General features: G+C 68.7%; 31 protein-coding genes and 1 tRNA gene. 25 read left to right on the top strand and 7 right to left on the bottom strand.

The window, feature by feature from the left end; translation table 11 throughout:
* Nucleotide 1: 1 nt before the first annotated feature.
* Nucleotides 2-859 (top strand): SMP-30/gluconolactonase/LRE family protein, encoded by an 858-nt coding sequence (locus ACLHG5_RS08635; RefSeq protein WP_411318470.1) that lies wholly within the window; start codon nucleotides 2-4, stop codon nucleotides 857-859.
* A gap of 5 nt (nucleotides 860-864) precedes the next feature.
* On the top strand, nucleotides 865-1455 hold the full coding sequence (locus tag ACLHG5_RS08630; RefSeq protein ID WP_411317192.1) for a DJ-1/PfpI family protein: 591 nt from the start codon (nucleotides 865-867) through the stop codon (nucleotides 1453-1455).
* A 46-nt stretch (nucleotides 1456-1501) separates the two neighbouring features.
* Here the strand turns inward: ACLHG5_RS08630 and ppa are convergent, their stop codons facing one another.
* Nucleotides 1502-1993 (bottom strand): inorganic diphosphatase, encoded by a 492-nt coding sequence (gene ppa / locus ACLHG5_RS08625; protein ID WP_411317193.1) that lies wholly within the window; start codon nucleotides 1991-1993, stop codon nucleotides 1502-1504.
* 44 nt (nucleotides 1994-2037) lie between these two features.
* Here ppa and tilS point away from each other — a divergent pair, with 44 nt between their 5' ends.
* The 15 genes from tilS to ACLHG5_RS08550 all read left to right on the top strand — a co-directional run bounded on the left by tilS (nucleotide 2038) and on the right by ACLHG5_RS08550 (nucleotide 14714).
* Nucleotides 2038-3048, top strand: a complete 1011-nt coding sequence (gene tilS, locus ACLHG5_RS08620) for a tRNA lysidine(34) synthetase TilS (protein WP_411318469.1) — start codon at nucleotides 2038-2040, stop codon at nucleotides 3046-3048.
* A 46-nt stretch (nucleotides 3049-3094) separates the two neighbouring features.
* Nucleotides 3095-3649, top strand: coding sequence for a hypoxanthine phosphoribosyltransferase (gene hpt / locus ACLHG5_RS08615; RefSeq protein ID WP_411317195.1), 555 nt, complete (start codon nucleotides 3095-3097; stop codon nucleotides 3647-3649).
* Nucleotides 3650-3766: 117 nt separating this feature from the next.
* Nucleotides 3767-5761, top strand: a complete 1995-nt coding sequence (gene ftsH, locus ACLHG5_RS08610) for an ATP-dependent zinc metalloprotease FtsH (protein ID WP_411318468.1) — start codon at nucleotides 3767-3769, stop codon at nucleotides 5759-5761.
* An 8-nt stretch (nucleotides 5762-5769) separates the two neighbouring features.
* Complete coding sequence (folE, locus tag ACLHG5_RS08605) at nucleotides 5770-6342, top strand: GTP cyclohydrolase I FolE (RefSeq protein ID WP_411317197.1); 573 nt, start codon at nucleotides 5770-5772, stop codon at nucleotides 6340-6342.
* The gene (gene folP, locus ACLHG5_RS08600; protein ID WP_411318467.1) at nucleotides 6335-7276 is read left to right on the top strand and encodes a dihydropteroate synthase; all 942 of its coding nucleotides are present in this window, start codon (nucleotides 6335-6337) and stop codon (nucleotides 7274-7276) included. The genes folE and folP overlap by 8 nt, the downstream gene beginning before the upstream one ends.
* Complete coding sequence (gene folB / locus ACLHG5_RS08595) at nucleotides 7273-7656, top strand: dihydroneopterin aldolase (RefSeq protein ID WP_411318466.1); 384 nt, start codon at nucleotides 7273-7275, stop codon at nucleotides 7654-7656. The genes folP and folB overlap by 4 nt, the downstream gene beginning before the upstream one ends.
* Complete coding sequence (folK, locus tag ACLHG5_RS08590) at nucleotides 7653-8195, top strand: 2-amino-4-hydroxy-6-hydroxymethyldihydropteridine diphosphokinase (RefSeq protein ID WP_411318465.1); 543 nt, start codon at nucleotides 7653-7655, stop codon at nucleotides 8193-8195. Before folB ends, folK begins: the two co-directional genes overlap by 4 nt.
* Nucleotides 8192-8674, top strand: a complete 483-nt coding sequence (locus ACLHG5_RS08585; protein ID WP_411318464.1) for a DUF3180 domain-containing protein — start codon at nucleotides 8192-8194, stop codon at nucleotides 8672-8674. Before folK ends, ACLHG5_RS08585 begins: the two co-directional genes overlap by 4 nt.
* A gap of 110 nt (nucleotides 8675-8784) precedes the next feature.
* Nucleotides 8785-9267, top strand: coding sequence for a PH domain-containing protein (locus tag ACLHG5_RS08580; RefSeq protein ID WP_411317202.1), 483 nt, complete (start codon nucleotides 8785-8787; stop codon nucleotides 9265-9267).
* Nucleotides 9264-10976 carry a PH domain-containing protein gene (locus ACLHG5_RS08575; protein ID WP_411317203.1) on the top strand — a complete coding sequence of 571 codons (1713 nt, stop codon included), beginning with the start codon at nucleotides 9264-9266 and terminating at the stop codon, nucleotides 10974-10976. The genes ACLHG5_RS08580 and ACLHG5_RS08575 overlap by 4 nt, the downstream gene beginning before the upstream one ends.
* Complete coding sequence (locus ACLHG5_RS08570) at nucleotides 10973-11698, top strand: Rossmann-like and DUF2520 domain-containing protein (RefSeq protein WP_411317204.1); 726 nt, start codon at nucleotides 10973-10975, stop codon at nucleotides 11696-11698. The genes ACLHG5_RS08575 and ACLHG5_RS08570 overlap by 4 nt, the downstream gene beginning before the upstream one ends.
* A gap of 35 nt (nucleotides 11699-11733) precedes the next feature.
* Nucleotides 11734-12603, top strand: a complete 870-nt coding sequence (gene panC / locus ACLHG5_RS08565; protein WP_411317205.1) for a pantoate--beta-alanine ligase — start codon at nucleotides 11734-11736, stop codon at nucleotides 12601-12603.
* Nucleotides 12604-12690: 87 nt separating this feature from the next.
* A complete protein-coding gene (lysS, locus tag ACLHG5_RS08560; RefSeq protein WP_411317206.1) occupies nucleotides 12691-14244 on the top strand; it encodes a lysine--tRNA ligase in 1554 nt (517 codons plus the stop codon).
* Nucleotides 14245-14280: 36 nt separating this feature from the next.
* Complete coding sequence (locus ACLHG5_RS08555) at nucleotides 14281-14472, top strand: hypothetical protein (RefSeq protein WP_411317207.1); 192 nt, start codon at nucleotides 14281-14283, stop codon at nucleotides 14470-14472.
* 35 nt (nucleotides 14473-14507) lie between these two features.
* Nucleotides 14508-14714 carry a hypothetical protein gene (locus ACLHG5_RS08550; protein ID WP_411317208.1) on the top strand — a complete coding sequence of 69 codons (207 nt, stop codon included), beginning with the start codon at nucleotides 14508-14510 and terminating at the stop codon, nucleotides 14712-14714.
* 30 nt (nucleotides 14715-14744) lie between these two features.
* Here ACLHG5_RS08550 and ACLHG5_RS08545 read toward each other — a convergent pair whose 3' ends face one another.
* Both ACLHG5_RS08545 and ACLHG5_RS08540 read right to left on the bottom strand, forming a co-directional pair.
* The gene (locus ACLHG5_RS08545) at nucleotides 14745-14966 is read right to left on the bottom strand and encodes a helix-turn-helix domain-containing protein (protein ID WP_411318463.1); all 222 of its coding nucleotides are present in this window, start codon (nucleotides 14964-14966) and stop codon (nucleotides 14745-14747) included.
* Nucleotides 14966-15391 carry a hypothetical protein gene (locus ACLHG5_RS08540; protein WP_411318462.1) on the bottom strand — a complete coding sequence of 142 codons (426 nt, stop codon included), beginning with the start codon at nucleotides 15389-15391 and terminating at the stop codon, nucleotides 14966-14968. The genes ACLHG5_RS08545 and ACLHG5_RS08540 overlap by 1 nt, the downstream gene beginning before the upstream one ends.
* 164 nt (nucleotides 15392-15555) lie before the next feature.
* On the opposite strand from ACLHG5_RS08540, the gene ACLHG5_RS08535 reads away from it, so the two are divergent.
* From ACLHG5_RS08535 to ACLHG5_RS08520, 4 genes are all read left to right on the top strand, one after another.
* Nucleotides 15556-18036 carry an ATP-dependent Clp protease ATP-binding subunit gene (locus ACLHG5_RS08535; RefSeq protein ID WP_411317211.1) on the top strand — a complete coding sequence of 827 codons (2481 nt, stop codon included), beginning with the start codon at nucleotides 15556-15558 and terminating at the stop codon, nucleotides 18034-18036.
* Nucleotides 18037-18136: 100 nt separating this feature from the next.
* Nucleotides 18137-18646 (top strand): amino-acid N-acetyltransferase, encoded by a 510-nt coding sequence (locus tag ACLHG5_RS08530; protein ID WP_411317212.1) that lies wholly within the window; start codon nucleotides 18137-18139, stop codon nucleotides 18644-18646.
* 13 nt (nucleotides 18647-18659) lie between these two features.
* Nucleotides 18660-19307 (top strand): hypothetical protein, encoded by a 648-nt coding sequence (locus tag ACLHG5_RS08525; protein ID WP_411318461.1) that lies wholly within the window; start codon nucleotides 18660-18662, stop codon nucleotides 19305-19307.
* Between the two features lie 17 nt (nucleotides 19308-19324).
* Complete coding sequence (locus ACLHG5_RS08520; RefSeq protein WP_411318460.1) at nucleotides 19325-19843, top strand: dehydrogenase; 519 nt, start codon at nucleotides 19325-19327, stop codon at nucleotides 19841-19843.
* Nucleotides 19844-19861: 18 nt separating this feature from the next.
* On the opposite strand, the gene radA is transcribed toward ACLHG5_RS08520, so the two are convergent.
* Genes radA through ACLHG5_RS08505 form a run of 3 tightly spaced genes read right to left on the bottom strand, consistent with a single transcriptional unit; the run spans nucleotide 19862 to nucleotide 22715 of the window.
* A complete protein-coding gene (gene radA / locus ACLHG5_RS08515) occupies nucleotides 19862-21226 on the bottom strand; it encodes a DNA repair protein RadA (protein WP_411318459.1) in 1365 nt (454 codons plus the stop codon).
* Between the two features lie 9 nt (nucleotides 21227-21235).
* A complete protein-coding gene (locus tag ACLHG5_RS08510; protein ID WP_411317216.1) occupies nucleotides 21236-21922 on the bottom strand; it encodes an SGNH/GDSL hydrolase family protein in 687 nt (228 codons plus the stop codon).
* Between the two features lie 13 nt (nucleotides 21923-21935).
* Complete coding sequence (locus tag ACLHG5_RS08505; protein WP_411318458.1) at nucleotides 21936-22715, bottom strand: SGNH/GDSL hydrolase family protein; 780 nt, start codon at nucleotides 22713-22715, stop codon at nucleotides 21936-21938.
* Nucleotides 22716-22791: 76 nt separating this feature from the next.
* Here ACLHG5_RS08505 and ACLHG5_RS08500 point away from each other — a divergent pair.
* Nucleotides 22792-22881 (top strand) — tRNA-Ser (locus ACLHG5_RS08500).
* Nucleotides 22882-22989: 108 nt separating this feature from the next.
* Here the strand turns inward: ACLHG5_RS08500 and ACLHG5_RS08495 are convergent.
* Nucleotides 22990-23400 carry a RidA family protein gene (locus tag ACLHG5_RS08495; RefSeq protein WP_411317218.1) on the bottom strand — a complete coding sequence of 137 codons (411 nt, stop codon included), beginning with the start codon at nucleotides 23398-23400 and terminating at the stop codon, nucleotides 22990-22992.
* A gap of 149 nt (nucleotides 23401-23549) precedes the next feature.
* Between ACLHG5_RS08495 and ACLHG5_RS08490 the strand changes: the two genes are divergently transcribed.
* The 3 genes from ACLHG5_RS08490 to ACLHG5_RS08480 all read left to right on the top strand — a co-directional run bounded on the left by ACLHG5_RS08490 (nucleotide 23550) and on the right by ACLHG5_RS08480 (nucleotide 25599).
* Complete coding sequence (locus ACLHG5_RS08490; protein WP_411318457.1) at nucleotides 23550-23852, top strand: winged helix-turn-helix transcriptional regulator; 303 nt, start codon at nucleotides 23550-23552, stop codon at nucleotides 23850-23852.
* Nucleotides 23853-23908: 56 nt separating this feature from the next.
* A complete protein-coding gene (locus ACLHG5_RS08485) occupies nucleotides 23909-24469 on the top strand; it encodes a GrpB family protein (RefSeq protein ID WP_411317219.1) in 561 nt (186 codons plus the stop codon).
* A 341-nt stretch (nucleotides 24470-24810) separates the two neighbouring features.
* Nucleotides 24811-25599 (top strand): triose-phosphate isomerase family protein, encoded by a 789-nt coding sequence (locus ACLHG5_RS08480; protein WP_411317220.1) that lies wholly within the window; start codon nucleotides 24811-24813, stop codon nucleotides 25597-25599.
* The last annotated feature ends 40 nt before the right edge of the window (nucleotides 25600-25639 follow it).

Here is a 25639-nt window from a genome sequence, read left to right as displayed (position 1 = left end):
CGTGACGGCAGCAGAACAGGTGACCGATCGGTGCGTGTTTCACGGCGAGGGCCCTTTCTGGGACTCCCGTGCCGAAAGGCTGCGGTTCGTCGACATGCTCGCGGGCGATATCGTCACCCTCCTGCCGACCGGCACGGTGACCCGGAGGCACGTCGACGACGTGGCCGCGGTCATCCGTGAGCGCGAGGCGGGGGGATACGTCGTCGCGACCGAGAGGTCCGTGCAGCTGCTCGACGAGAACTGGGTGCTCGAGGAGACGATCGGCGTCTTCGCCGACACCGCGGTGCGCCTCAACGAGGGCGGGTGTGGGCCGGACGGACGGCTCTACGTCGGCTCGATGGGCTACGGGGGCGGCGAGGGGGCAGGGGCGCTCTACCGGCTCGACCGGGATCGCGCCGTGTCGACCGTGTTCCCCTCTATGACGATTCCGAACGGTCTGCAGTGGTCGGCCGACGGCTCGACCGTGTTCCACTGCGACACGGCCGACAACCGCATCACAGCCTACGATTTCGACTCGTCCGACGGCACCCTCACCGATCCCCGACCCTTCGTGCAGCTCGCCGAAGACTCCGCAGGGTCACCCGACGGGTTCGCCATCGACGACGAGGGTGGACTGTGGGTGGGGATGTGGGGCGGCAAGGCCGTGCACCGGTACGACGATCGCGGCGAGCTCAGCGAGGTCGTGACCGTCGCGGCGAGCAACGTGACCTCATGCGCGTTCGCCGGGGAGGGCAGCTCGCAGCTCTACATCACGACGTCGCTCGAGGGTGTCGACGCCGACAGCGAGCCGGCGGCCGGCGCGCTGTTCACGGTGACGGTCGGCGCGAGGGGCGCCGTGACACACCGATTCGCAGGGTGAACGACGTGAAGCACATCGCGATCCTCATCTTCGACGGTGTCGAGGAGCTCGACGCCGTCGGCCCCTGGGAGGTTCTCGCGTGGTGGACGCAGAACCACCCGGAAGACGGCTACACCGTGTCGCTCGTGTCGTCGGACGGAGCTCCGGTCACCGCGGCGAAGGGCCTCGTGCTCACACCGCACACGTCGGTGGCGGATGCCCCGCCCGTGACGGTGTTCCTGCACCCCGGCGGTCACGGCACCCGTGCTCTCGCGAGCGACCCCGCCCACCTCGAGTGGGTGCGCTCGCTCGCGAGCACGACGGAGCTCATGACGAGCGTGTGCACCGGTTCGCTCGTCTTCGCCGCGGCCGGCCTTCTGCGTGATCGGCCGGCCACGACCTACTGGAGTTCGTTCGACGCCCTGCTCGCGCTCGACCCGACGATCGAGGCCCGCCGGGACGACCGGTGGGTCGACGACGGCGACATCGTCACGAGCGCGGGCGTGAGTGCCGGCATCGACATGGCCCTGCACCTCGTGCGCCGGTTCGTGAGCGTCGAGCGTGCGAGCGAGGTCAAGCGCGGCATCCAGTACGACCCGCAGCCGCCCGTCGACTGAGCGGCCGGCGCGACTCGCGCAGCGCGACCCGCTCAGCCCCCGTCGCTCAGTGCTCGTCGGTCTTGAACGCCTCGAAGCCCGCGGCCACGATGGCTTCAGCCTCCGCGGCGTCGCCCCATCCTTCGGTCTTGACCCACTTGCCGGGCTCGAGGTCTTTGTAGTGCTCGAAGAAGTGCTCGATCTCTTTGCGCAAGAACTCGGGGATGTCGTCGACGTCTTGGATGTGCGCCCAGCGCGGGTCTTTCGCGACGACCGCGATGACCTTCGCATCGCTACCGCCGTCGTCGGTCATGTTGAAGACGCCGACGGGGCGCACTTTCACGCCGACACCCGGAAAGAGGGGGAGGTCGAGGATCACGAGCACGTCGACGGGGTCGCCGTCGAGCCCGAGGGTGTTCTCGAAGAAGCCGTAGTCGGTGGGGTAGACCATGCTCGTGAAGAGCACGCGGTCGAGAAACACCCGACCGGTCTCGTGGTCGACCTCGTACTTGTTGCGGCTGCCCTTGGGCACCTCGATGATCGCGTCGTAGCTGGCCATGGTGGGCTCCTCGGTTCGGCGGAAAGCTGCAATAACGTTACTGGATGCTGTCAGACCGCCGTCCGCGCCTCACCCCCGCCATCGCCGACGTGCGCCGGGCCGTGCGCGAGAGCATCGCGGGCGAAGTCGACGGCACCCTCGTTCTCGTCGCCCTGAGCGGCGGACCCGACTCCCTCGCGCTCGCCGCGGCGACCGCGTTCGAGGCCCCGCGTGCGGGGCTGCGGGCGGGCGCCGTGATCGTCGACCACGGGCTGCAGGAGTCGTCGGCGGATGTCGCGTCCGCAGCATCCGCGCACGCAACGTCGCTCGGCCTCGACCCCGTTCTCGTGCGCACCGTCGAGGTCGGCTCGGCCGGGGGGCCCGAGGCTGCGGCGCGGGAGGCGCGCTACGCCACGATCGAGGGTGCCCGGCGTGACACCGAAGCGTCGGTCGTGCTTCTCGGCCACACGCTCGACGATCAGGCCGAAACGGTGCTCCTCGGGCTCGCGCGCGGCAGCGGACCGACGAGCCTCGCGGGGATGCCGCATCGCCGCGGGTCGATCGTGCGGCCGCTCCTCGGGGTCACGCGCTCGACGACCGTGCGGTTCTGCGCCGACTCCGGCCTCGAGCCGTGGATCGACCCCCACAACGCCGACCCCGCGTTCGCCCGCGTGCGGGCACGGAAGACGGTGCTGCCCGTGCTCGAGCGCGAGCTCGGCCCGGGCATCGCCGCGAGTCTCGCGCGCACCGCCGAGCAGGTGCGTGAAGACGCCGAGGCCCTCGACCATTTCGCCGAGGAGATCATCGAGGAGCTCGCCGAGCCTGCCGAAGCGGGCATCGCGCTCGGGGTCGCGGCTCTCGCCAACAACCCCGCGGCGCTGCGCCAGCGCCTCATCAGGCTCGTGGTCGAGGGCGAGTTCCACGTGTCGCTCACGCGCGCGCACACCCTCGAGGTCGCGAAGCTCGTGACCGAGTGGCACGGGCAGGGGCCGGTCGACCTGCCCGGCATTAGGGTGGTCAGGCGCGGCGGCCGCATCGAGTTCCAGTCGGCGTCGCACGGCACGGCATCGCCCTAGCCCCCTCGCCTCGAAACCCACAGCACCTCACCGACACGGAGCCTCCATGCAACTGAGCGACATCGCCGACGACCTCGCCGCGACCCTCTACACCGAGGAGCAGATCCAGGAGAAGATCGCCGAACTCGCCGCGCGCATCGACGCCGACTACGCCGGGCAGAACCTGCTGCTCGTGGGTGTGCTCAAGGGCGCCGTCATGGTCATGGCCGACCTCGCTCGCGCGCTCACCCTCCCGATCGAGATGGACTGGATGGCCGTGTCGTCCTACGGCTCGGGAACGCAGTCGTCGGGGGTCGTGCGCATCCTCAAAGACCTCGACACCGACCTCTCGGGCCGCAAGGTGCTCATCGTCGAAGACATCATCGACTCCGGTCTCACCCTCTCGTGGTTGCGCGCCAACCTCGAGAGCCGCGGTGCGGAGTCGGTCGAGATCTGCGCTCTGCTGCGCAAACCGGATGCCGCGAAGGTCGACGTGGACGTGCGCTACGCCGGGTTCGAGATCGCGAACGAGTTCGTCATCGGCTACGGCCTCGACTACGCCGACAAGTACCGCAACCTCCGCGGAATCGGCGTTCTCGCCCCGCACGTCTACGAGAACTAGGCCCTCGCGCTCCCGTAGCGCTTCGAGCGAACACATAGCTGCCGCTCGGTAGCGTGGCAGTAGCCTGACATCCACCAATCCCGTAAGAAAGGCGCCGGGGGCCGCTCCCGGAACACTATGGATTTCAAGAAGCTCCTGCGTGGACCGCTCGTCTACATCATCCTCGCCGTCGTCATCGTGTCGGTCGGCTTCAGCCTGCTGAGCGGGTCGGGGTTCCGTCAGATCACCACGCAAGAGGGCCTCGAACTCCTCCAGGGCGACCAGGTGTCGTCGGCGAAAGTCATCGACGGCGAGCAGCGCGTCGACCTCGTTCTGCGCGAGGCGGGGGAGAACGGCACCCAGGTGCAGTTCAACTATTCGACGCCGCGAGGCGAAGAGGTCATCGCGGCGACGAGCGACATCGCGAGCTTCGACGACGAGGTCACGACCGCCAACTGGTTCACGTCGCTCCTCGGCATCCTTCTGCCCTTCCTCATCATCGGTGTCATCTTCTACTTCCTGTTCATGCGCATGCAGGGCGGCGGCGGTCGTGTCATGCAGTTCGGCAAGTCGAAGGCCAAACTCGTCTCGAAGGAGAGCCCCAAGGTCACGTTCGACGACGTCGCCGGCTCGGACGAGGCGATCGAGGAGCTCACCGAGATCAAGGAGTTCTTGCGCGAACCGGCCAAATTCCAGGCTGTCGGTGCACGCATCCCCAAGGGTGTTCTGCTCTACGGCCCTCCCGGAACCGGGAAGACCCTGCTCGCCCGTGCTGTGGCCGGCGAGGCGAACGTGCCGTTCTACTCGATCTCCGGTTCGGACTTCGTCGAGATGTTCGTCGGTGTCGGTGCGAGTCGCGTGCGCGACCTCTTCACCCAGGCCAAGGAGAACTCGCCTGCCATCATCTTCGTCGACGAGATCGACGCTGTCGGTCGCCACCGCGGTTCCGGTATGGGTGGCGGTCACGACGAGCGCGAGCAGACGCTCAACCAGTTGCTCGTGGAGATGGACGGCTTCGACGTCAAGACCAACGTGATCCTCATCGCGGCGACGAACCGTCCGGACATCCTCGACCCCGCACTCCTCCGCCCCGGTCGTTTCGACCGCCAGATCGGTGTCGACGCCCCCGACATGCTCGGCCGCAAGCAGATCCTCGAGGTTCACGGCAAAGGCAAGCCTCTCGCCGCGGGCGTCGACCTCGAGGTGCTCGCGCGCAAGACGCCGGGCTTCACGGGAGCGGATCTCGCCAACGTGCTCAACGAGGCGGCCCTGCTCACCGCCCGCTCGAACGCGCAGCTCATCGACAACCGCGCTCTCGACGAGGCCGTCGACCGCGTGATGGCCGGGCCGCAGCGTCGCACGCGAGTGATGCGCGACCAGGAGAAGCTCATCACGGCCTACCACGAGGGCGGTCACGCGCTCGTGGCCACCGCGATGAACAACACCGACCCCGTGACGAAGATCACGATCCTGCCGCGCGGTCGCGCGCTCGGCTACACGATGGTCATGCCCGTCGAAGACCGCTACTCGGTGAGCCGCAACGAACTGCTCGACCAGCTCGCCTACGCCATGGGCGGCCGGGTCGCCGAGGAGATCGTCTTCCACGACCCCACGACGGGTGCCTCGAACGACATCGAGAAGGCCACGTCGACGGCGCGCAAGATGGTCACCGAGTTCGGCATGAGCTCAGGCATCGGCTCGGTCAAGCTCGGCTCCGGAAACAGCGAGATGTTCCTCGGTCGCGACATGGGAAGCCAGCGCGACTACTCCGAGCGACTGTCGGAGCAAGTGGATGCCGAGGTGCGCGAGCTCATCGAGAACGCCCACGACGAAGCGTGGACCGTGCTCAACGACAACCGTGACATCCTCGACAGGCTCGCGCTCGCTCTGCTCGAGCAGGAGACGCTCGATCAGAACCAGCTCAAAGAGATCTTCGCCGACGTGAAGAAGCTCCCCGAGCGCCCGCAGTGGCTCTCGAGCACGAAGCGTCCGGTGTCGAGTCGCCCGCCGATCGTCATGCCGGAGAAGGCCCCGATCGACGCGGGAGCCACCGACGGCGCGATCGACTCCGAGCCCGAGACCAAACCGGCGCGCCCGCCGCGTCGCACCTCACCCGACATCGCCACGGCCTGAGCGACGGCGTGGCTGTCGACTCCGCGCGCATCGCCGCGGCGGTCGCGCAACTGCTCGAGGCGATCGGCGACGACCCCGAACGTGAGGGCGTGCGCGAGACACCTCGGCGCGTCGCCGAGTCCTACGCCGAGTTCTTCTCGGGCGTCGGAGTCGACCCTCTCGAGCACCTCGCCGAGACCCTCCCGCTCGACGACTCTCCGAGTGAGACGGTGCTCGTGCGCGACATCCGCTTCCGCTCGATGTGCGAACACCACCTGTTGCCGTTCGTCGGGGTCGCGCACATCGCGTACGCACCGCGGGAGCGACTCATCGGACTTGGACGCCTGCCCCTCGTGGTCGATACGCTGGCATCCCGCCTTCAACTGCAGGAGCGGCTCAGTGACGAGATCGCCGACACGATCGACCGTGCACTCGAACCCCTCGGAGTTCTGGTCGTTCTCGACGCGACTCATCAGTGCGTGACCACACGAGGGGCGCGCCAAGAGCTCAGCTCGACCGTGACGACGGCATCGAGAGGGTTGCTCGCCGACCCCGTGGCACGAACGGAGATCATGACCTTGATCGGAGCACCGCGTGGCTGAGCGCCGCACGACCGCGGGAGCGCGTCGCCGACCGGGCCGCACCGCGAGCGACGAGCGCGTCGCCGACCTCGTGGGGTCGCCCGCGACGTCTCGTCGAGCCCGCGCGATGGCCGACCGCACGACCACCCCGACGAGGCCCGTGATCCTCGGCATACTCAACGTCACGCCCGACTCGTTCAGCGACGGCGGGTCGCACGACGACGCCGCGTCGGCCATCGAGTTCGGCGTGCACCTCGCCGAATCGGGCGCCGACATCATCGACGTGGGCGGCGAGTCGACGCGGCCCGGCGCCGGGCGGATCACCGTGGCGGATGAGCTCGCACGCATCACCCCGGTCGTGCGCGAACTCGTCGACCGCGGCATCCCCGTGAGCATCGACACGATGAACGCCGAGACCGCCGAGGTCGCCGTCGGGCTCGGGGCCGTGATCGTCAACGACGTGTCGGGCGGCACCGCGGATGCCGACATGGCCCGCGTCGTCGCCGACACCGGCGTGCTCTTCGTGGCGATGCACTCTCGCGGCACGAGCGAGACGATGGCGAGCCTCACCGACTACGCCGACCCCGTGTACGACGTGCTCGCCGAACTCGAGCACCGGGTCTCGGCCCTGCTCGCGCGCGGCGTCACCCCCGCGCAGATCATCGTCGACCCGGGCATCGGGTTCGCGAAGACGGCGGAGCAGAACTGGAAGCTCCTCGGCTCGCTCACCGAACTCGCGCAGCTCGGCCATCCCCTCCTCGTGGGGGCCTCGCGCAAGAAGTTCCTCGCCGAGCTGCTGCCGACCGGAGCGAAACCGCGCAAGCGTGACGCGGCGACATCCATCATCAGCGCGCTCTCGGCCGACGCGGGAGTCTGGGGACTGCGCGTGCACGACGTCGCCGGCACCAAGGCCGCGCTCGACGTGTGGGGCGCGATGCGGGGCGTGCGAGAGTGACGGCGGGCGCGGTCGAGCCCCTCGACTCGATCACCCTCACGGGGGTGCGAGCGACCGGACGGCACGGGGTGTTCGAGCACGAGCGGCGCGACGGCCAGGAGTTCGTGGTCGACACGACGGTGTGGCTCGACACCGCCCCCGCGGCATCCGCCGACGACCTCGAGAGCACCGTGCACTACGGGGTGCTCGCCGAGCAGGTCGTCGCGGAGATCGAAGCCGACCCTGTCGACCTCATCGAGACCCTCGCCGAGCGCATCGCCTCACGCGTGCTCGAGCATCGCGCCGCCGTGAGTGTTCGGGTGACGGTGCACAAACCGTCGGCGCCCATCACCGTGCCGTTCGACGACGTCGCCGTGACCATCACGAGGCCACGACCGTGACGGGCCCCATCGAGCCTCGGCGCGTCGTCATCGCCCTCGGAAGCAACCTCGGTGATCGCGAAAGTGCGCTGCGCCAGGCGGTGCGCAGCATCGACGGCATCGACGGCGTGACGGTGACGGCGGCATCGGACATCGTGCAGTCGCAGGCGCTCACGGCTCACGGGGTCGACGACTCGGCCCCCGCCTACCTCAACGCGGTCGTGACGGCCACGGTCGAACTCGCGCCGCTGCACTTGCTCGACCGCCTCAACGACATCGAACGCGACCTCGGGCGGGTGCGCGCCGAACGGTGGGGAGACCGCACGATCGACCTCGACATCGTCGCGATCGGCGACGAGCAGCTCGAGAGCGACCGTCTCACGATCCCGCACCCCGAGGCGCAGAAGCGGTCGTTCGTGCTCGTGCCGTGGCTGCAGATCGAACCGGATGCTGTGCTTCCGCGCGGGGGACCGGTCGTCGACCTCGTGGCGCGATTGCGCGGCCCCGACGACGCGCTCGCGATCTACCCCGCGGCACCCCTTCTCGGGGGTGCGCCGTGAAGCGCACCTCGGCGGTCACGGTCGTCGTGCTCGTGTTCGCGGGGGCCGTGCTCGGCGGCCTCGCGCAGCTCGCGCTCGCCACGAGCGGGCGCCCGATCTTCGCGCCGCCCTTCACGCTCCCCGTGGCGCTCGCCGCGATCGGCGTCATCGTGGTCGTCATGGCCGTTCCGATCCGGCGGATGACGCGCGGCGGAACCACCGCGCCCGTCGACCCCTTCTACGCCGCGAGGGTCGTGACGCTCGCGAAAGCCTCCGCCCTCAGCGGCTCCGTGGGGGTCGGGGCGGGCATCGGCTTCGTGCTCTACCTCCTGAGCCGCGCGGTCTCGCCCGCGCTGACGACCGTCGCTCCCGCGGTCGCGACCCTCGTGGGAGCCGCGGTGCTGCTCGCGGGAGCGCTCATCGCCGAGGCGATGTGCCGGGTTCCGCCGCGCGACGACGACCGCGACGACTCCGACGGGCCCGTGCGCGCGCGCTCGTGACGACACGGCGCACACGACGGGTGACGGCCGGGGTTACGCGTCGCGTCACCGGGGCGCCCTAGGGTGGGTGACCGAACATCCGTTCCGACGAGCAGACCGTGAGGAAGACCGTGAGCACCAGTCTCGAGCTGACCGACACCGAGTGGACGGGGGTCGCCCCGAAATACGTCGTGAGTCAATTCATCGGGCTCGCGGTGTCCGCCGTGATCGTCGTGGGCATCACGGTGTTGCCGCACCTCTTCGGGTGGAGCTTCGCGTGGATCATCACGGGAGTCGTGGTCGCCTACTTCGTGTTCGAGGCCGCGGTCACCCCGCGACGGGTCAAGTCCATCGGATACGCGCTGCGCGACGACGACCTGCTCTTCAAACGAGGCATCCTCTTTCGACGCATCGTGGCCGTTCCCTACGGGCGGATGCAGCTCATCGACATCAACCGCGGACCGCTCTCGCGTGCGCTCGGGCTCAGCGACCTCAAGTTCGTGACGGCCGCAGCATCGAGCGGCGTGGCGATCCCCGGGATCGCCGAGAGTGACGCCGAGCAGTTGCGCGACCGACTCGTCGCGCTCGCCGAGTCGCGTCGGGCGGGACTGTGACCGACGCGAACGCGACGCCCCGTCCCGAGTCGCCGGGCCTCGAGTCGAGGGTCGAGGGCACGCCCGCGGCCCTCCCCGGCACGCCCGTCACCGACCTCGCCGCGAGCCTGAGCGACGGCGAGTGGCATCGGCTGCACCCCGCGTCTCCGCTTCTCAAGGGCGGCATCGCGCTTCTCGCGATCATCGGTGTCATCATCGCGAACCTCCGCGAGAGGCTCATCGAGTTCTTCGTTCCGGGTGAAGACGACCCCGACGGCGATCCGATCGCCCTCATCGTCGAGAACGGGTTCGTCGGCTGGGCCCTGCTCGCGATCCTCGTCGTGCTCCTCGTGCTCACCGCGGGCTTCTACGTGTCGTGGCGCATGCACACGTTCCGCGTCACCGACGAGGTCGTGGAGGTGCGTTCGGGAGTGCTCTTCCGCACCAACCGCAAAGCGAGACTCGACCGCATCCAGGGCATCAACATCGTGCGGCCGTTCTTCGCCCGGCTGTTCGGCGCGGCGAGGCTCGAGGTCAATCAGGCGGGTCAAGACGCGAACGTGAGGCTCGACTACCTCGCGTCGAAGGCCGCAGACGACTTGCGCGCCGAAGTGTTGCGCCTCGCCTCGGGCACGCGCAACGCCGCGACGAAGCAGGCCGTCGCCGCGGGAGGTGCCGGTGCTGGTTCCGTGGTCGATCGTCGCGTGCACGAACTGCTCGCGCCCGAACTCGACCCCTCCCTCGCCGAACCGGAGTCCGTCGTCAAACTGAGCCTCGGACGTCTCATCGGGTCGCTCGTGCTGAGCGGGTGGACGCTCTTCCTCGTCGTGGCGATCATCGCCATCACGGTCACCTCGATCATCAACCCCGACGCTCTCGTGAGCCTCTTCATCTTCATCCCGAGCGCGATCGGTATCGCGGGGTTCTACGTGCAGCGGTTCACGAAGTCGCTGCGCTACTCGATCGCGGGAACCCCCGACGGCGTGCGCGTGGGTTTCGGTCTCCTCACGACGAGCAACGAGACCCTACCGCCCGGTCGCATCCACTCGGTCAAGGTCAGCCAGCCCGTGCTGTGGCGACCGGCGGGCTGGTGGGAGATCAAGGTCAACAGGGCCGGCCACTCGTCGACCTCGGGTGCCGCGGGGCAGCAGAACACCACGATCCTCCCGGTCGGATCGCTCGACGACGTGCGTCGCGTGCTCGGCCTCGTGCTGCCCGACTTCGTCGACCCCGCGGCCGAGGCGCTCGCCGGGCGCGGCCTCGCGAAGGCGACTCCCGACGACGGCTTCACGACCTCACCCCGGCGGGCCGCGGTCGTGCGCTGGTTCTCGTGGCGTCGCAACGGGTTCGCGATCGCGCCGAGCGCCATCCTGCTGCGCAAGGGCGCGATCTGGCGCGAGCTCGTGATCGTTCCCCACGCGCGGCTGCAGAGCGTGTCGATCCACCAGGGGCCCCTCTATCGCAAGCTCGACCTCGCGTGGGTGCACCTGCACACCGTCGCGGGCCCCATCTCGGCCCAGCTGGGCGGTCTCGATCGCGCCGACGCCCTCACCCTCTTCGACACCGTCGCGGATGCCGCGGTGAGCACGTCGGCGACGGACACGACCCACCGCTGGCGCTCGAGCGAGGGTGAGCCGGCTGTCGAGTCTGCGCCGCCGGCTGAGCCAGCGCCCGCTGCTGCGCCCGAGCCGCCGGTCGAGCCCGAGCCCGGCCACGAGCCGCCCCGGTGACCCCCTCTCCGCAAGACCGCTCCGGTCGCCTCGGCGTCGGCATCATCGGCTCCGGTGCCGTCGGCCCCGTGCTCGGGGCGGCGCTGGCCGGTGCCGGGCACGCGCTCGTCGGCATCTCCGCCATCTCCGAGGCGAGCCGGGAACGCGCCGACGCGATCCTCCCCGGTGTTCCGATCCTCCCGATCCCCGAGATCGTCGAGCGCAGCGAACTCGTGATCCTCGCGGTTCCGGCCGACCAGCTCGAGTCCCTCGTCGCGGGGCTCGCCGCGACGGGCGCGTGGCAACCCGGGCAGCTCGTCGTGCACACGGCGGCGCGATACGGCACCGCCGTGCTCGCTCCCGCGACCGCGCGCGGCGGGATTCCGATCGCCCTCCATCCCGCGATGGCGTTCACCGGGTCGTCGATCGACGTCGCGCGACTCACCGATTGCTACTTCGCCGTCACGGCACCCGCGCCCGTGCACCCGATCGGCCAGGCGCTCGTGGTCGAGATGGGCGGCGAACCGGTCATCGTCGCCGAGGCGGACCGCGCCGCATACGCCGAGGCGATCGACACCGCGACGAGCTTCTCGACCGCGATCGTCGAGCAGGCGACGAGCATCCTCAGCGATATCGGCATCGATGCCCCCGGTCGGGTTCTCGCCCCTCTCGTGCGGTCGGCGGTCGAGAACGCCCTCGCGGCGACGTCGCCGTCGACGCCGCTCGTGCCACCCGACCTCTGACCCGAGGCCGGGTCCGCGGCGAGTAGCATCGTCGGGTGCCAATCGTCGTCGAAACCATCGCGAGCTTGCGCTCGCACCTCCGCCGGGCACGATCGGATGCGGCGCGCTTCGGGGTGACGCGGCCCAAGGTCTCCCTCGTTCCGACCATGGGTGCTCTGCACGACGGGCACCTCGCCCTCGTCGAGCGGGCCGTCGACCGCGGTGAGATCGTCGTCGTCTCGGTGTTCGTCAACCCTCTCCAGTTCGGTGACGCGGGCGACCTCGAGCGCTACCCGCGCACCCTCGAGGCCGACCTCGAGAAGCTCGCGCCGTTCGACGTGGCGATCGTGTTCGCTCCGGGGGCATCCGAGATGTATCCGAAGGGCGCCGTGCAGACCTCCGTGAGCGCGGGCGACGTCGGCGACCTCTACGAAGGGCGCACCCGCCGCGGGCACTTCGACGGTGTGCTCACCGTCGTGGCCAAACTGCTCAACCTCGTGCAGCCCGAGACGATCGTGTTCGGCGACAAAGACGCCCAGCAGGTATTTCTCGTCAAGCGCATGGTCGCCGATCTCAACATCGACGTCGCCGTCGCGACGGTGCCGACGGTGCGCGACGACGACGGCCTCGCGCTGTCGAGCCGCAATCGCTTTCTCGACGCGCGAGAACGCCACGCCGCGCGGGCACTGTCACGCTCGCTCGAGGCCGCGGAGTCGGCCGCCGATCGCGGTCCCGACGCGGTGCGCGCGGCCGCGCAAGCGGTGCTCACGGGTGACGACACCGTGCGTCTCGATTACCTCGAGATCGTCGTGCCGTCGACCTTCCTGCCGGTGTCGAACGACGCGACCGGGCGCGCGATCGTCATCGTCGCGGCGCTCGTGGGCGACACCCGACTCATCGACAACACCGCCGTCTACCTCGGCTGATCTGGGTGGCCGGGCCCGCCGGTAGCATTGCCTGGGCGCGCGACCGACCGCGTCTCGTCGCCCGCACACCGCCCACGAGGGAGCCCCATGCCTGACCTGACCACGCCCCCCGCGACTCCGGCGGAGACGCCCGTGACCGACATCGCGACGGATGCCGCCGCCGAAGCCGAAGCGGCCGCGCAGGAGTCCGAGCAGAAGCGGGTGCGCCTCGGCAAGAGGGAGCGCCTCATCGAGTCCGGTGTCGGCGCCTACCCCGTGGGTGTGCCGATCACGACGACGATTCCCGAGGTGCGCGCGGAGTTCCCCGAGCTCGAGGCCGATTCCACGACGGGTCGCATCGTCGGCCTCGCGGGTCGCGTCGTGCACTCGCGCAATACGGGAAAGCTTTGTTTCGCGTCGCTCCAGGCGGGCGACGGGTCCCGCATCCAGGCGATGGTGAGTCTCGCGGCGGTCGGCGACGAGTCGCTCGACAGCTGGAAGGAGCTCGTCGACCTCGGTGACCACGTGTTCGTCTCGGGCGAGGTCATTTCGAGCCGTCGCGGCGAGCTGTCGATCATGGTCGCCGAGTGGCAGATCGCCTCGAAGGCTCTGCGCCCGCTGCCGAACCTCCACTCCGAGCTGAGCGAGGAGACTCGCGTGCGCAGTCGTTACCTCGACCTCATCGCCCGCGACGGTGCCCGCCAGATGGTGCGCGCTCGCGCGAGCACGATGGCCTCGCTGCGGGCCACGTTCGCGGCGCACGACTACCTCGAGGTCGAGACGCCCATGCTCCAGGTGATGCACGGGGGAGCGTCGGCGAGGCCGTTCGCGACGCACAGCAACGCCTTCGACACCGAGCTCTATCTGCGCATCGCTCCCGAGCTCTTTCTCAAGCGCGCCGTCGTCGGGGGCATCGATCGCGTCTTCGAGATCAACCGCAACTTCCGCAACGAGGGTGCCGACTCCACACACTCTCCCGAGTTCGCGATGCTCGAGGCATACCAGGCCTACGGGGACTACGAGCAGATGGCGGCGCTCACTCAGGAGCTCGTGCAGAACGCCGCGCTCGACTCGAGCGGGTCGCACGTCGTGACGTGGGCAGACGGCACCGAGTACGACCTCGGCGGCGAGTGGGATCGCGTGAGCATGTACGAGTCGCTCAGCGCGGCATCCGGTGTCGAGATCACGCCCGAGACGCCGTTCGACGAGCTCACCGCTCACGCCGACCGGCTGGGCATCGAGGTGCACCTGCCGACCCACGGCAAGCTCGTCGAAGAGCTCTGGGAGCACTACGTCAAGCCGAGCCTCGAGCGCCCGACCTTCGTTCTCGATTTCCCCGTCGACACGTCACCCCTCGTGCGGGCGCACCGCTCGACGCCGGGCGTCGTCGAGAAGTGGGATCTCTACATCCGCGGCTTCGAGCTCGGCACCGGCTATTCGGAGCTCGTCGACCCCGTCGTGCAGCGCGAGAGGTTCGTGGAGCAAGCGAAGCTCGCGGCCGGGGGAGACGTCGACGCGATGCTCCTCGACGAAGAGTTCTTGCGCGCGCTCGAGCACGGCATGCCCCCGACCGGCGGCATGGGCATGGGCATCGACCGACTCATGATGGCTCTCACGGGCCTCGGAATCCGCGAGACGATCCTGTTCCCTCTCGTGAAGTAGAGAGAGACCCCGAGTGTGCCCGGGTACCCTGGACGAATGAGCACCCCAACGCCGAAGAGCGACGACGCTGCGAAGGATGCCGCGGAACGACGCGCAGCCGCGAAGCGCGACGAGAAGCAGGCCAAGAAGGCCGAGATTTCCCCTCGCCGCATCGCCCTGTGGGTGGCCGTCGGCGGCATCGGGCTCTACTTCCTCGGCACCGGCATCTGGGGCATCCTCACCGGCTGACGTCGGCTCCCAGCCGACCCGCGTATCCTGGCGGGGTGTTGGAGAATTTCTGGGCGAACGCCGTCTTCTCGGTGACGCCGACGATCCTCGTCGGCCTCATCTTCTGGATGGTCATCCGCTCCATCTTGCGGGCGGACCGCACCGAGCGCGCGGTCTACTCACGCATCGAGGCCGAGGAGCGCGCCAAGCGCGGGCTCGGCGATGCGCCACCCGCCGCGACCCCTCGCCCGAGCGACTCCTAGAGTCCCCGTCGCGTGAGGGTGCCCCGCGACTCACTCGCGCACGAGCAGATCGCCGATCTCGCAGTCGAGCGCCGAACAGATCGCGCTGAGTGTCGAGAAGCGGATGGCGCGTGCCCGGTCGTTTTTGAGAACCGAGAGGTTCACGATGCTCACGCCGACGATCTCCGAGAGCTTCGTGAGGGTCATCCCGCGTTCGGCGAGTAGTTCGTCGAGTCGGCAGTGCACGCCGCTCGCGTCGTCGTCGTCGCCCATCAGACGAGTCCGGTGGTGTCGCGCTGCATCCGCTGGCCCAGCTCGAACGCTCCGGCGACGACGGCGAGGGCGACGCCCCACCCGAGCGGGGCCAGGTCGACGCTGAGCTCGAAGAGCGGCACGCCGGCTTCGGTCAACGCGAGGTAGTCACCGATCTGCGCGTGCGCCACGGAGGTGAGGAACGACGACCCGAGCCCGCCGGCGACGATGAGAATCGCGACGACCCCGATTCCGGCCGTCGCCGACGCGACGAACGGGCGTCCGACGAAGACTCGGAGGCACAACCAGGCGAGGGCTGCGCAGACAGCGACCGAGACGAGTGTCGTCAGAACGGCGGCCGCGGCAAGGGCGGCGCCGGCGACCACGCCGAGCATGGTCTTCTCGGCGAGACCGAGGGTGCGTGTGGTGCGGGTGCGGAAAGTCATGTCGGCTCCTTATCGTTAGTCGTTAACATAACGATTGTCGATATGAGCGTCAAGACATTCGCTCAAAGTGTCACGCCTAGGGCGAACAGGGGCATCAAAAGCCAGAACCCGTCGTTACTGTCTTTACATCGGCACGAATCCTGCACCGTGCCCAGGGAGTAATCATGTTTGAAAGATTTACCGACCGAGCCCGTCGTGTTGTCGTCCTCGCCCAAGAAGAGGCGAAGATGCTCAACCACAACTACATCGGCACCGAGCACATCCTGCTCGGCCTCATCCACGAGGGCGAAGGTGTCGCAGCCAAGGCCCTCGAGTCGCTCGGCATCGCACTCGACGCAGTGCGCGAGCAGGTTCAAGACATCATCGGCCAGGGTCAGCAGCAGCCGACCGGCCACATCCCCTTCACGCCGCGCGCGAAGAAGGTGCTCGAGCTCAGCCTCCGCGAGGCTCTGCAGCTCGGACACAACTACATCGGCACCGAGCACATCCTGCTCGGTCTCATCCGCGAGGGCGAGGGTGTCGCGGCGCAGGTTCTCGTCAAGCTCGGGGCCGATCTCAACAAGGTGCGCCAGCAGGTCATCCAGCTGCTCTCTGGATACCAGGGCAAGGAGCAGGTCGCTGTCGGTGGCAACGACCAGGCCACCCAGCAGGCCGGCAGCCAGGTGCTCGACCAGTTCGGTCGCAACCTCACGCAAGCGGCGCGCGACGGCAAGCTCGACCCCGTGATCGGGCGCGAGAAGGAGATGGAGCGGGTCATGCAGATCCTCTCCCGTCGCTCCAAGAACAACCCCGTGCTGATCGGTGAGCCCGGTGTCGGCAAGACGGCCGTCGTCGAGGGCCTCGCCCAGGCGATCGTGCGCGGCGACGTGCCCGAGACCCTCAAAGACAAGCAGCTCTACACCCTCGACCTCGGGTCGCTCATCGCCGGTAGCCGCTACCGCGGTGACTTCGAGGAGCGCCTCAAGAAGGTCACGAAGGAGATCCGCACCCGCGGCGACATCATCACGTTCATCGACGAGATCCACACGCTCGTCGGAGCGGGTGCCGCCGAAGGCGCGATCGACGCCGCGAGCATCCTCAAGCCGCTCCTCGCGCGGGGTGAGCTCCAGACCATCGGAGCCACGACCCTCGACGAGTACCGCAAGCACTTCGAGAAGGATGCCGCGCTCGAGCGTCGCTTCCAGCCCGTTCAGGTGCACGAGCCGTCCCTGCCGCACACGATCAACATCCTCAAGGGACTCCGCGACAAGTACGAGTCCTTCCACAAGGTGTCGATCACGGATGGCGCGATCGTCGCGGCGGCGAACCTCGCCGACCGCTACGTCGCCGACCGCTTCCTGCCAGACAAGGCGATCGACCTGATCGACGAGGCCGGAGCGCGACTGCGTCTCTCGATCCTCTCGGCACCCCCGGAGCTGCGCGAGTTCGACGACCGCATCGCGGGTGTTCGCACGCAGAAAGAGGGCGCGATCGAGGATCAGGACTTCGAGAAGGCCGCGAGCCTGCGCGACGAGGAGAAGAAGCTCCTCGGCGAGCGACTGCGCCTCGAGAAGCAGTGGAAGAGCGGAGAGGCCGGCTCGACCGGCACCGTCGACGAAGGCGTGATCGCCGAAGTCCTCGCCGCCGCCACGGGCATCCCCGTGTTCAAGCTCACCGAGGAGGAGACCGCGCGTCTCGTCTTCATGGAGAAGGCCCTGCACCAGCGCGTCATCGGTCAGGAGGAGGCCATCTCGGCTCTCTCGAAGACCATCAGGCGCACGCGTGCCGGTCTCAAGGACCCGCGTCGTCCGAGCGGTTCGTTCATCTTCGCCGGCCCCACGGGTGTCGGTAAGACCGAGCTCGCCAAGGCGCTCGCCGAGTTCCTGTTCGACGACGAAGACGCCCTCATTTCGCTCGACATGTCGGAGTACGGCGAGAAGCACACCGTGTCGCGCCTCTTCGGTGCCCCTCCCGGGTTCGTCGGGTTCGAGGAGGGCGGCCAGCTCACCGAGAAGGTGCGTCGCAAGCCGTTCTCCGTGGTGCTCTTCGACGAGATCGAGAAGGCCCACCCGGACATCTTCAACTCGCTTCTGCAGGTTCTCGAGGAAGGACGCCTGACCGATGGTCAGGGTCGTGTCGTCGACTTCAAGAACACCGTGATCATCATGACCACGAACCTCGGAACGAAGGACATCACGGGAACGCCGATCGGGTTCACGTCGGCATCCGACACCGCCACCGGTTACGACCGCATGCGCGGCAAGGTCGTCGAGGAGCTCAAGAAGCACTTCAAGCCCGAGTTCCTCAACCGTGTCGACGAGACCATCGTCTTCCCGCAGTTGAGCCCCGAGGAGCTGCTGCAGATCGTCGACCTCTTCGTGAAGCGTTTGAGCGAGCGCATGCTCGACCGCGACATGACCGTCGAGCTCGGCCTCGCCGCCAAGGAGCAGCTCATCAAGGTCGGGTTCGACCCGTCACTCGGTGCGCGTCCTCTGCGTCGTGCCGTGCAGCACGAGGTCGAAGACCGACTGAGCGAGCGCATCCTGCAGGGTGAACTCAACTCGGGAGACCACGTGCACGTCGACTACATCGAGGGCGAGTTCGTCTTCACGACGTCGCGCCAGCCGGGCCGCGAGGAGCTGCCCGTGCTGTCGGTCGAAGCCTGACCTAGCAGTCGCCACGTGTGAAGGGCCGGGAGCGGATGCTCCCGGCCCTTTCGCGTAGGCTCGACAGCTGGCACGGCAGTCGACAGTTGGGGAGCGCATCATGGATTCACCGTCATTCACGGTGCGCGAGGCTCGCACGAGCGACGTCCCCCTCGTGCAGAAGCTCGTCGAGCCCTTCGTCAACAAGCGCATCCTGCTCGGCAAAGACCCCGTCGTCTACTACGGCTCGATCCAGGAGTTCCGCATCGCCGAGTCGGCCGACGGAACGGTCATCGGGTGCGGCGCTCTGCACGCGCTGTGGGAAGACCTCGGTGAGGTGCGCACCCTCGCCGTGGAGCCCGACCACTTGCACAAGGGGGTCGGCCACGCCATCCTCGACAGGCTCGAAGCGGATGCTCGCGCCCTCGGCCTCAGCCGACTGTTCTGTCTCACGTTCGAGGTCGACTTCTTCGAGAAGCACGGCTTCACCCCGATGGGGGAGGAGACCGTGGATCCGTCGGTCTACGCCGAGTTGCTCCGCAGCACCGACGAGGGTGTCGCCGAGTTCCTCGATCTAGCGCGAGTCAAGCCGAACACGCTCGGCAATACCCGGATGATCAAGCATCTGTAGCTAGCCTGAGGGCATGTCGACGTTCCGTAACCCTGTGGGACCGCAGCCGAGCAGCGTGTACTGGCGTCGACGACTGATTTTCATCCTCGGTCTCGTCGCCGTGATCGTCGTCGTGGTGCTCATCGTCTCCCGCTTCGGCGGGGGCGCGTCGGAGCCCACCGTCGCGCCGAGCCCGAGCGCGAGTGCGCCCGCCGAGGCGGCCGACGACGAATCGGACGACGGCGAGGATGCCGAGCCGAGCGCCGACCAGGAGGAGGGGGCGCCGTGCGATCCGTCCAACCTGGAACTCACGGCCGTCGCCGACCAGAACGCCTACGGCTCGGGGGAGTCCCCGCAGTTGTCGTTCACGATCGCCAACACGTCGTCGTCGGCGTGCACCGTCGACGTGTCGACCGACTTGCAGTCGTATGAGATCACGAGCGGCGCCGAGCTCTACTGGTCGTCGACGCACTGCGCGGGCGATACCGTCGAGGCCACGGTGACCCTCGAACCGAACGTGCCGCAGAGCCCGACGCCGATCACGTGGGACCGCACACGCAGCGACCCCGACGCGTGCGACGCCGAGCCCGCATCCGTTCCGGCGGGCGGCGCGACCTACAACCTCGACGTGTCCGTCGGCGACGTCGAGGCCGAAGCGCCGGTTTCGTTCCTGCTCAACTAGTCGGTACCGTCGAGGGGATGTCTGCCACCCCCGAATCCGATCCCGCCGCGCCCGACGGCATGCCCGACGATCCGTTCGTCGGCGACCCGTTTCTCGCTCCTCGCCCCGACCCGGTCTCGGAGGTGACGGCCGGCGGCGACGGTGTCGGTGACCCGTCGGATCCGCCGTCGACGCCGCTGTCGTCTCCCGCTCTCATCGCGGCGCTCGCCGCGGGGGACTCCGCCGCGGTCGCGTTCGCACTCCGCAATGAAGTCGTCATCGTGCCTCTCCTGCCCACAGACGGAGCCCCGCAGGTGCGCGTCTTCCGCGCGCCCGATGCCGAGCTCTTCACGCTTCTCGTGTTCTCGACGGCCGAGAACTACGCGGCGATGCTGCCGCAAGACCCCGATCTGCGAGTGTTGGGCTACGACCGCTCTCTGCTCACCGAGTTTCTCGAGCTGCACCTCGATTCGCTCGAGACCATGTGGTTCGACCCCGCGGGGCCATTCCCGATGCAAGCCGACCCCGCGGCGATCCTCAAGGCGCTCAAGCTCTAGTCCCGGCAGCGGCCGTTCTCAGAACTCCGGTATCGCGACGCGCTCGGTTGCGGCGGTCGCGGTCGCGAAGGCGCGGCGCACCGCTTCGCCGATGTGGCCCGCATCCGCGTCGAGGAGGGTCGTGAAGCCGAGCCTGCGCGCTTCGGCGGCGCGCTGTTTGGTCGAGGAGGCGGGGCGCACCTCGCCCGCGAGGCTGATCTCGCCGACGGCGGCGAGCGACCCCGCGAACGGTTTGTCCTTATAGGCGCTCGCGATGGCGAGGGCGATCGCGAGGTCGGCTCCCGGCTCCGTCACGCGGATGCCGCCGACGGTCGACACGTAGACGTCGTAGCCGCTGAGAGCGAGCGAGGCGCGGCGCTCGAGCACCGCGAGGAGCATCGCGACGCGCGCCGAGTCGACGCCGTTGACCACACGGCGCGGTTGCGGCGCCGACGATTTGACGATGAGAGCCTGCACCTCCACCGGCAGGGCGCGACGGCCGTCGACGGCGATCGTCACGCACGTTCCCGACACCGCGACGGTGCCGCGCGACAGGAACAGGCCGCTCGGGTCGCTCACCTCGGCGATGCCGTCACCTGTCATCTCGAAGCATCCGACCTCGTCTGTCGATCCGAAGCGGTTCTTGTGGGCGCGCACGAAGCGGAGGGCCGTCTGCCTGTCGCCCTCGAACTGCAGCACGACGTCGACGAGGTGTTCGAGCAAGCGCGGCCCGGCGATGCTGCCGTCTTTGGTCACGTGCCCGACGAGGAGAATGGGCAGGTTGCGGTCTTTCGAGACCCTGATGAGCGTCGCGGCCACTTCGCGCACTTGGGAGGGGCCCCCCGCGAGCCCGTCGGAGAGCGCCGACGACACCGTCTGCACGGAGTCGACGATGAGCAGTTGGGGGTGGATCTGGTCGATCTGCCCGAGGATGGTGCCGAGATCGGTTTCGGCGGCGAGGAAGAGGCTCGGCTGCAGTGCGCCCGTGCGCCCCGCCCGCAGTCGCACCTGGTTGACCGACTCCTCGGCGGTGACGTAGAGCACGCGCGCCCCGCTCGCGGCGGCACGCGAGGCGACCTCGAGCAGCAGGGTGGATTTGCCGACGCCCGGTTCGCCGCTCAGCAGGATGGTGGCGCCGGGGACGATGCCGCCCCCGAGCACGCGGTCGAACTCGGCGATCCCGCTCGGCCAGTGGGCCACCGAGTCGGACTCGATGTCGACGATGGACCTCGCCGCGCGAGCATCCGTCACGGTCACCGGACGCACCGCCTTGGGGGTGAGCCCGACGATCTCGGACGCTTCGACGACGGTGCCCCAGGACTGGCATTCGCCGCAGCGGCCAGCCCACTTGAGGGTCGACCATCCGCACTCGGTGCACCGGAAGTTCGACTGCTGCTTGGCCATGCGGCCAGCCTAGGTCGGTCCGCCGACACCGGGTGCCGTGGCCCCGCCTCCCGTGGTTTTCGTCACGACGTCGACGCGATCGAGGAGCAGTGGCTCGAACGCCGACGCCCACACCGTGTAGCCGCGATCGCTCGGGTGGAAGAAGTCGAGCGCGAAGTCGCCGCGCCAGTATTCGCGGGTGCGGGCCTCGGTGGCGCGGTGCAATTCGACGGGCGACCGGCCGCGGTCGGCGAGGATGTCGCGGATGACCGAGGCCGCCGCCCTCGACTTCTCTTCTCCGCGTCCCTCGTAGAAGCACGGGGTGTCGGCGATGAGCGCGTGCTCGGGGAGGGCCTCGACGATGCCGGTCATGGTCTCACGGAAGTCGGCGAGGTCGAGCCGCCGCACGTCGTTGCCTCCGACGGCGCACGTGACGACGTCGGGCTCGAGGTCGGCCACGAGGGGGATCTGCAGGTCGAGCACGTCTCGCGCCTTCGCGCCGCTCACGCTCAGGTTGACGACGCGCACGGCGGCACCCGCCCGTGTCTCGGCTGCCGCGGCGAGGAGTCCGACGTATCCGGACCACGGCGTCGACGCTCCGAGCCCCTGGGCGGCGGAGTCGCCGATCGCGACGTAGGTGAGTGCCCCCGCGGCGGTCGCGCGTTCCCTCCACGCTGCGGCGTATCGCCGCTTCGACCAGGTCGGGAGCCCGCGCATCCGCCGCTCGTGTCTACGCTCGGGGTCGGGTGGCCAGAGCGCCGACGGCAGCGCGCACGAGCGGCTCGAAGGCGGAAGCCCACACGGCGTAGCCGCGATCATTGGGGTGGAAGAAGTCTTTGGCGACGTCGCGCAGGGCGGTGCGTGCTGCGGTGCGGCCGCGCGTGGTCGAGTGCAGGGGGGCGACGGCGTAGCCGTGTTCGGCGGCGACGCGGCGCACGATCTCGTTGGCGGCGAGCACGCGTCGCTCGAACTCGCCGAGGTAGAACGAGGGCAGGTCGGCGACGATCGCGGTGGCGGGCAGCGCGTCGAGGATGTAGCGCAACTCGCGCTCGAAGCGGTCGCGCTCGAACGTCGCGATGTCGTTGGCGCCGATCGACACCGTGACGATGTCGGGGGAGAGTTTGGCGAGAGCCGGAACCTGCTTCTCGATGGCGTCGCGCAGTCGCGCCCCCGACTGGCTGAGGTTGGCGACCCGCACCGTGCGACCCGACGCCGCGCGGATGGTTTTGGCGAGAAGCCCGACGTAGCTCCGGTTGGGGCGACTGCCCCCGATGCCCTGAGCCGCCGAGTCTCCGAGGGCGACGTAGAGCAGCTCCCCGCCTTTGCGGCGCTGGTCGCGCCAGTAGGCGGAGTGCTCGGGAATCTTGTCGGCGAGCTCGCTCACCCCGGCGGTGCGTCGGCGGAGCACGAGGCTGCGGCCCACGACGGCAGCGGTTCCGAGCGCGGCGGTGCCGATCGCGGCAGACGTGCCGATCGCGACGAAGGTTGCTCTGCGGCGGGGGCGACTCACCCTCGCACTCTAACTCTCGGCGCCGACGTCGGCACCCGATTCTGGCGGGGCTTCGAGGTGTACTAAGATCGACGGCGGTACCGTGTCCGAGCGGCCGAAGGTGCAACTCTCGAAAAGTTGTGTGGGTGAAAGCCCACCGTGGGTTCAAATCCCACCGGTACCGCCACTGGGCTCCTTGCGAAACTCATGAGATTCGTTTGCGAAACCCGAAGAGAACGGCCCTCGAGTTTTTCGAGGGCCGTTCTTCGTTTTCCGACTATCGGCGGTGCGGCCGTCAGTCCAGAACGGCCGTGGCTTCGATCTCGACGAGGACGTCGGGCTCGAACAGGTAGCTCACCCCGATGAGCGACGCCGGCGGCAGGGGGAGCCGTAGCCCGATCTCGTCGGCGACGCCCGTGATCCCCGACATGAACGCGTCGATCTTGTCTGGGCTCCAGTCGGTGACGTAGACGGTCAGGCGCACGACGTCGTCGAAGCCGGCGCCCACACTCGCGAGACCAGCGTGCGTGTTGCGGAGGGCCTGAGCGACCTGACCCGCCAGATCACCCGGTGCCACGGGGCGAGCGTCGGCGGTGCGAGCGATCTGACCCGACACATGCACGTGGCGCGCGCCGGTGGCGACGGCGACGTGATGGTAGGGCACAGGCTGCATGAGGCTGTCGGGCGATGTCAGGTGAACGGTCATGTGAGGCTCCCAATCGATAGAGGCGGTATCTCATGGATACGTGGTGCACGGCGGCCACTTCAACGAGACTTGGTGTCGTGATGGATACCAGTAGGGCGACGTCTGAGCGCTTCGAAATAGATGCACCCCACCGAGAGCTTCTCGAACAGGTGCTCGACAAATGGTCGCTTCCTGTGCTCAACGAGCTGTGCGAGCGACCCGCCCGGTTCAACGAACTGCGGCGAGTCATCCCCTCGGTCACGGCGAAATCACTTGCAGCGACACTGAAACGACTCGAGCGCAACGGCATCGTCGATCGGGTCGTGGTCGGCACCCGACCCGTCGCCGTGGAGTACCGCATCTCGCCGCTCGGCAAGACCCTCCGGCCGCCCGTCGAGGTCATCCTCGCGTGGGCCGAAGCCCAGATGCCCCTCATCGAGCAAGCCCGCCGCCGGTTCGATGATGCTGACTGACGTGATTTGGACTGACACGATGACTGACGTAATGGTGCCCGATGCAGGAGACAAGCATGAGTAAGCCCCGTCGACCGGATGTCACGACCCTCGAGCTCGTCGGCGGTGTCGAGCCGCTCACGCTCGAGCTCCATGCCTACGACCCACGGTGGGTGAGTATCTTCGAGAGCCATCGCGAGCGCATCCGTGGCGCGCTCGCCGGAGCGGCGATCCAGGTCGAGCACATCGGCAGCACGTCGGTGCCCGGGCTTGCGGCGAAACCGATCATCGACGTCGTCGTGACGGTCGACGACATCACCGCCGAGGAGGACTACCTCGACGCCCTCCTCGGCGCGGGATACGAACTGCGGGTGCGCGAACCCGGGCATCGCCTCGTGCGGACACCGGCTCGCGACGCGCACGTTCACGTGTTCGAAAGCGGCCACCCGGCCGTCGAAGAGTACTTTCTGCTGCGCGATCACCTCCGTGTCGACGCCGGCGATCGCGCCCTCTACGAGAACACCAAGAGGGAGCTCATGGGCACCGAGTGGAGTGACATGAACGACTACGCCGACGCCAAGACCGAGGTCATCGTGGCCATCAAGGCTCGAGCGCGGGCGGCGGCATCTCGAGACTGATGCGGATGCCGGCCCCGCGTGCACGGCGGGGCACCGTCCGGTCGCGATAGATAATCGACTGTGCCCTGGACATTCCTCGACCCGCCCGCCCTCGCCTTGGCCGTATTCGTCGTGGTCTGTGCGGCGGGCGCGATCTACCTGTGGGTCAAGGACTGGCGCCGACGGAGGTAGCGGTCGCTGATGGCCGGTGTCGCGCGCGACTCGCTTCGTGTGGACGATGCTCTCCCGCGCCGTGACGGCAAGCCCGCCCGTGCGCCGCGACGCGGGGTCGGGCTGCTTTAGGGTCGAGCATGGCCCCGGCACAGATCGGGCCGGCCGATGAGACGACAGGATCCTGAGACATGACCCGTGACAGCTCCGAGCCCGAGTTCCTCATCGGTGTGAGCCTCAAGATGTACTTCTCGCACGCACGCACGGTCGAGTGGGCTCGCGCGGTCGGCGACATCTGCCGCGAGCATGAGGCGACGACCGGCGGCACGACCGAGGTCTTCGTGCTGCCGACCTTCCCCTCCCTCCCGGCCGTGCTCGACATCGACGCGCCGTGGGGTGTCGGTGCGCAAGATCTCGCTTCCGCCGACGAGGGGGCTTTCACGGGTGAGGTGAGCGGCGCCGAGCTCGCTGAGATCGGCTGCCGCTTCGTCGAGGTCGGTCACGCCGAGCGGCGCACCCTCTTCGGCGAGACCGAGGAGGTCGTCGCGGCCAAACTGGATGCCGCGGTGCGGAACGGGCTCGTGCCGGTGCTCTGCATCGGCGAACACGAGCGGATGCCCGCATCCGATGCCCTCGCGGAGTGCGTCGAGCAAGTGCGTTCCGCGCTCGCCGTCGCCCGCGAGAAGTCGCACCGCGGACGCATCGTCGTCGCCTACGAACCGCACTGGGCGATCGGGGCGCCCGCGCCGGCATCGGCCGATCACATCCGCGACGTGTGCCGAGACCTTCCCGCCGCTCTCGCGGGCGACGCCGTGATCGAGCGGCTCGACGTGCTCTACGGCGGCAGTGCCGGCCCCGGGCTACTCGGTCAGATCAGCGACGCAGTCGACGGGCTCTTTCTCGGCCGGTTCGCCCACGACCCCGACGCGGTGCGGGCGATCCTCGACGAGACCGTGGCCCTGTCGACGACCGCCCGCTGAGCGCCGTTCCGGTGGCACCGAGTGGTGTCGGTGCCGAGTG

This window comes from Marisediminicola sp. LYQ85 (assembly GCF_046600695.1).
Taxonomy (GTDB): domain Bacteria; phylum Actinomycetota; class Actinomycetes; order Actinomycetales; family Microbacteriaceae; genus Marisediminicola.
This window is presented reverse-complemented; position numbering and strand designations above follow the sequence as displayed.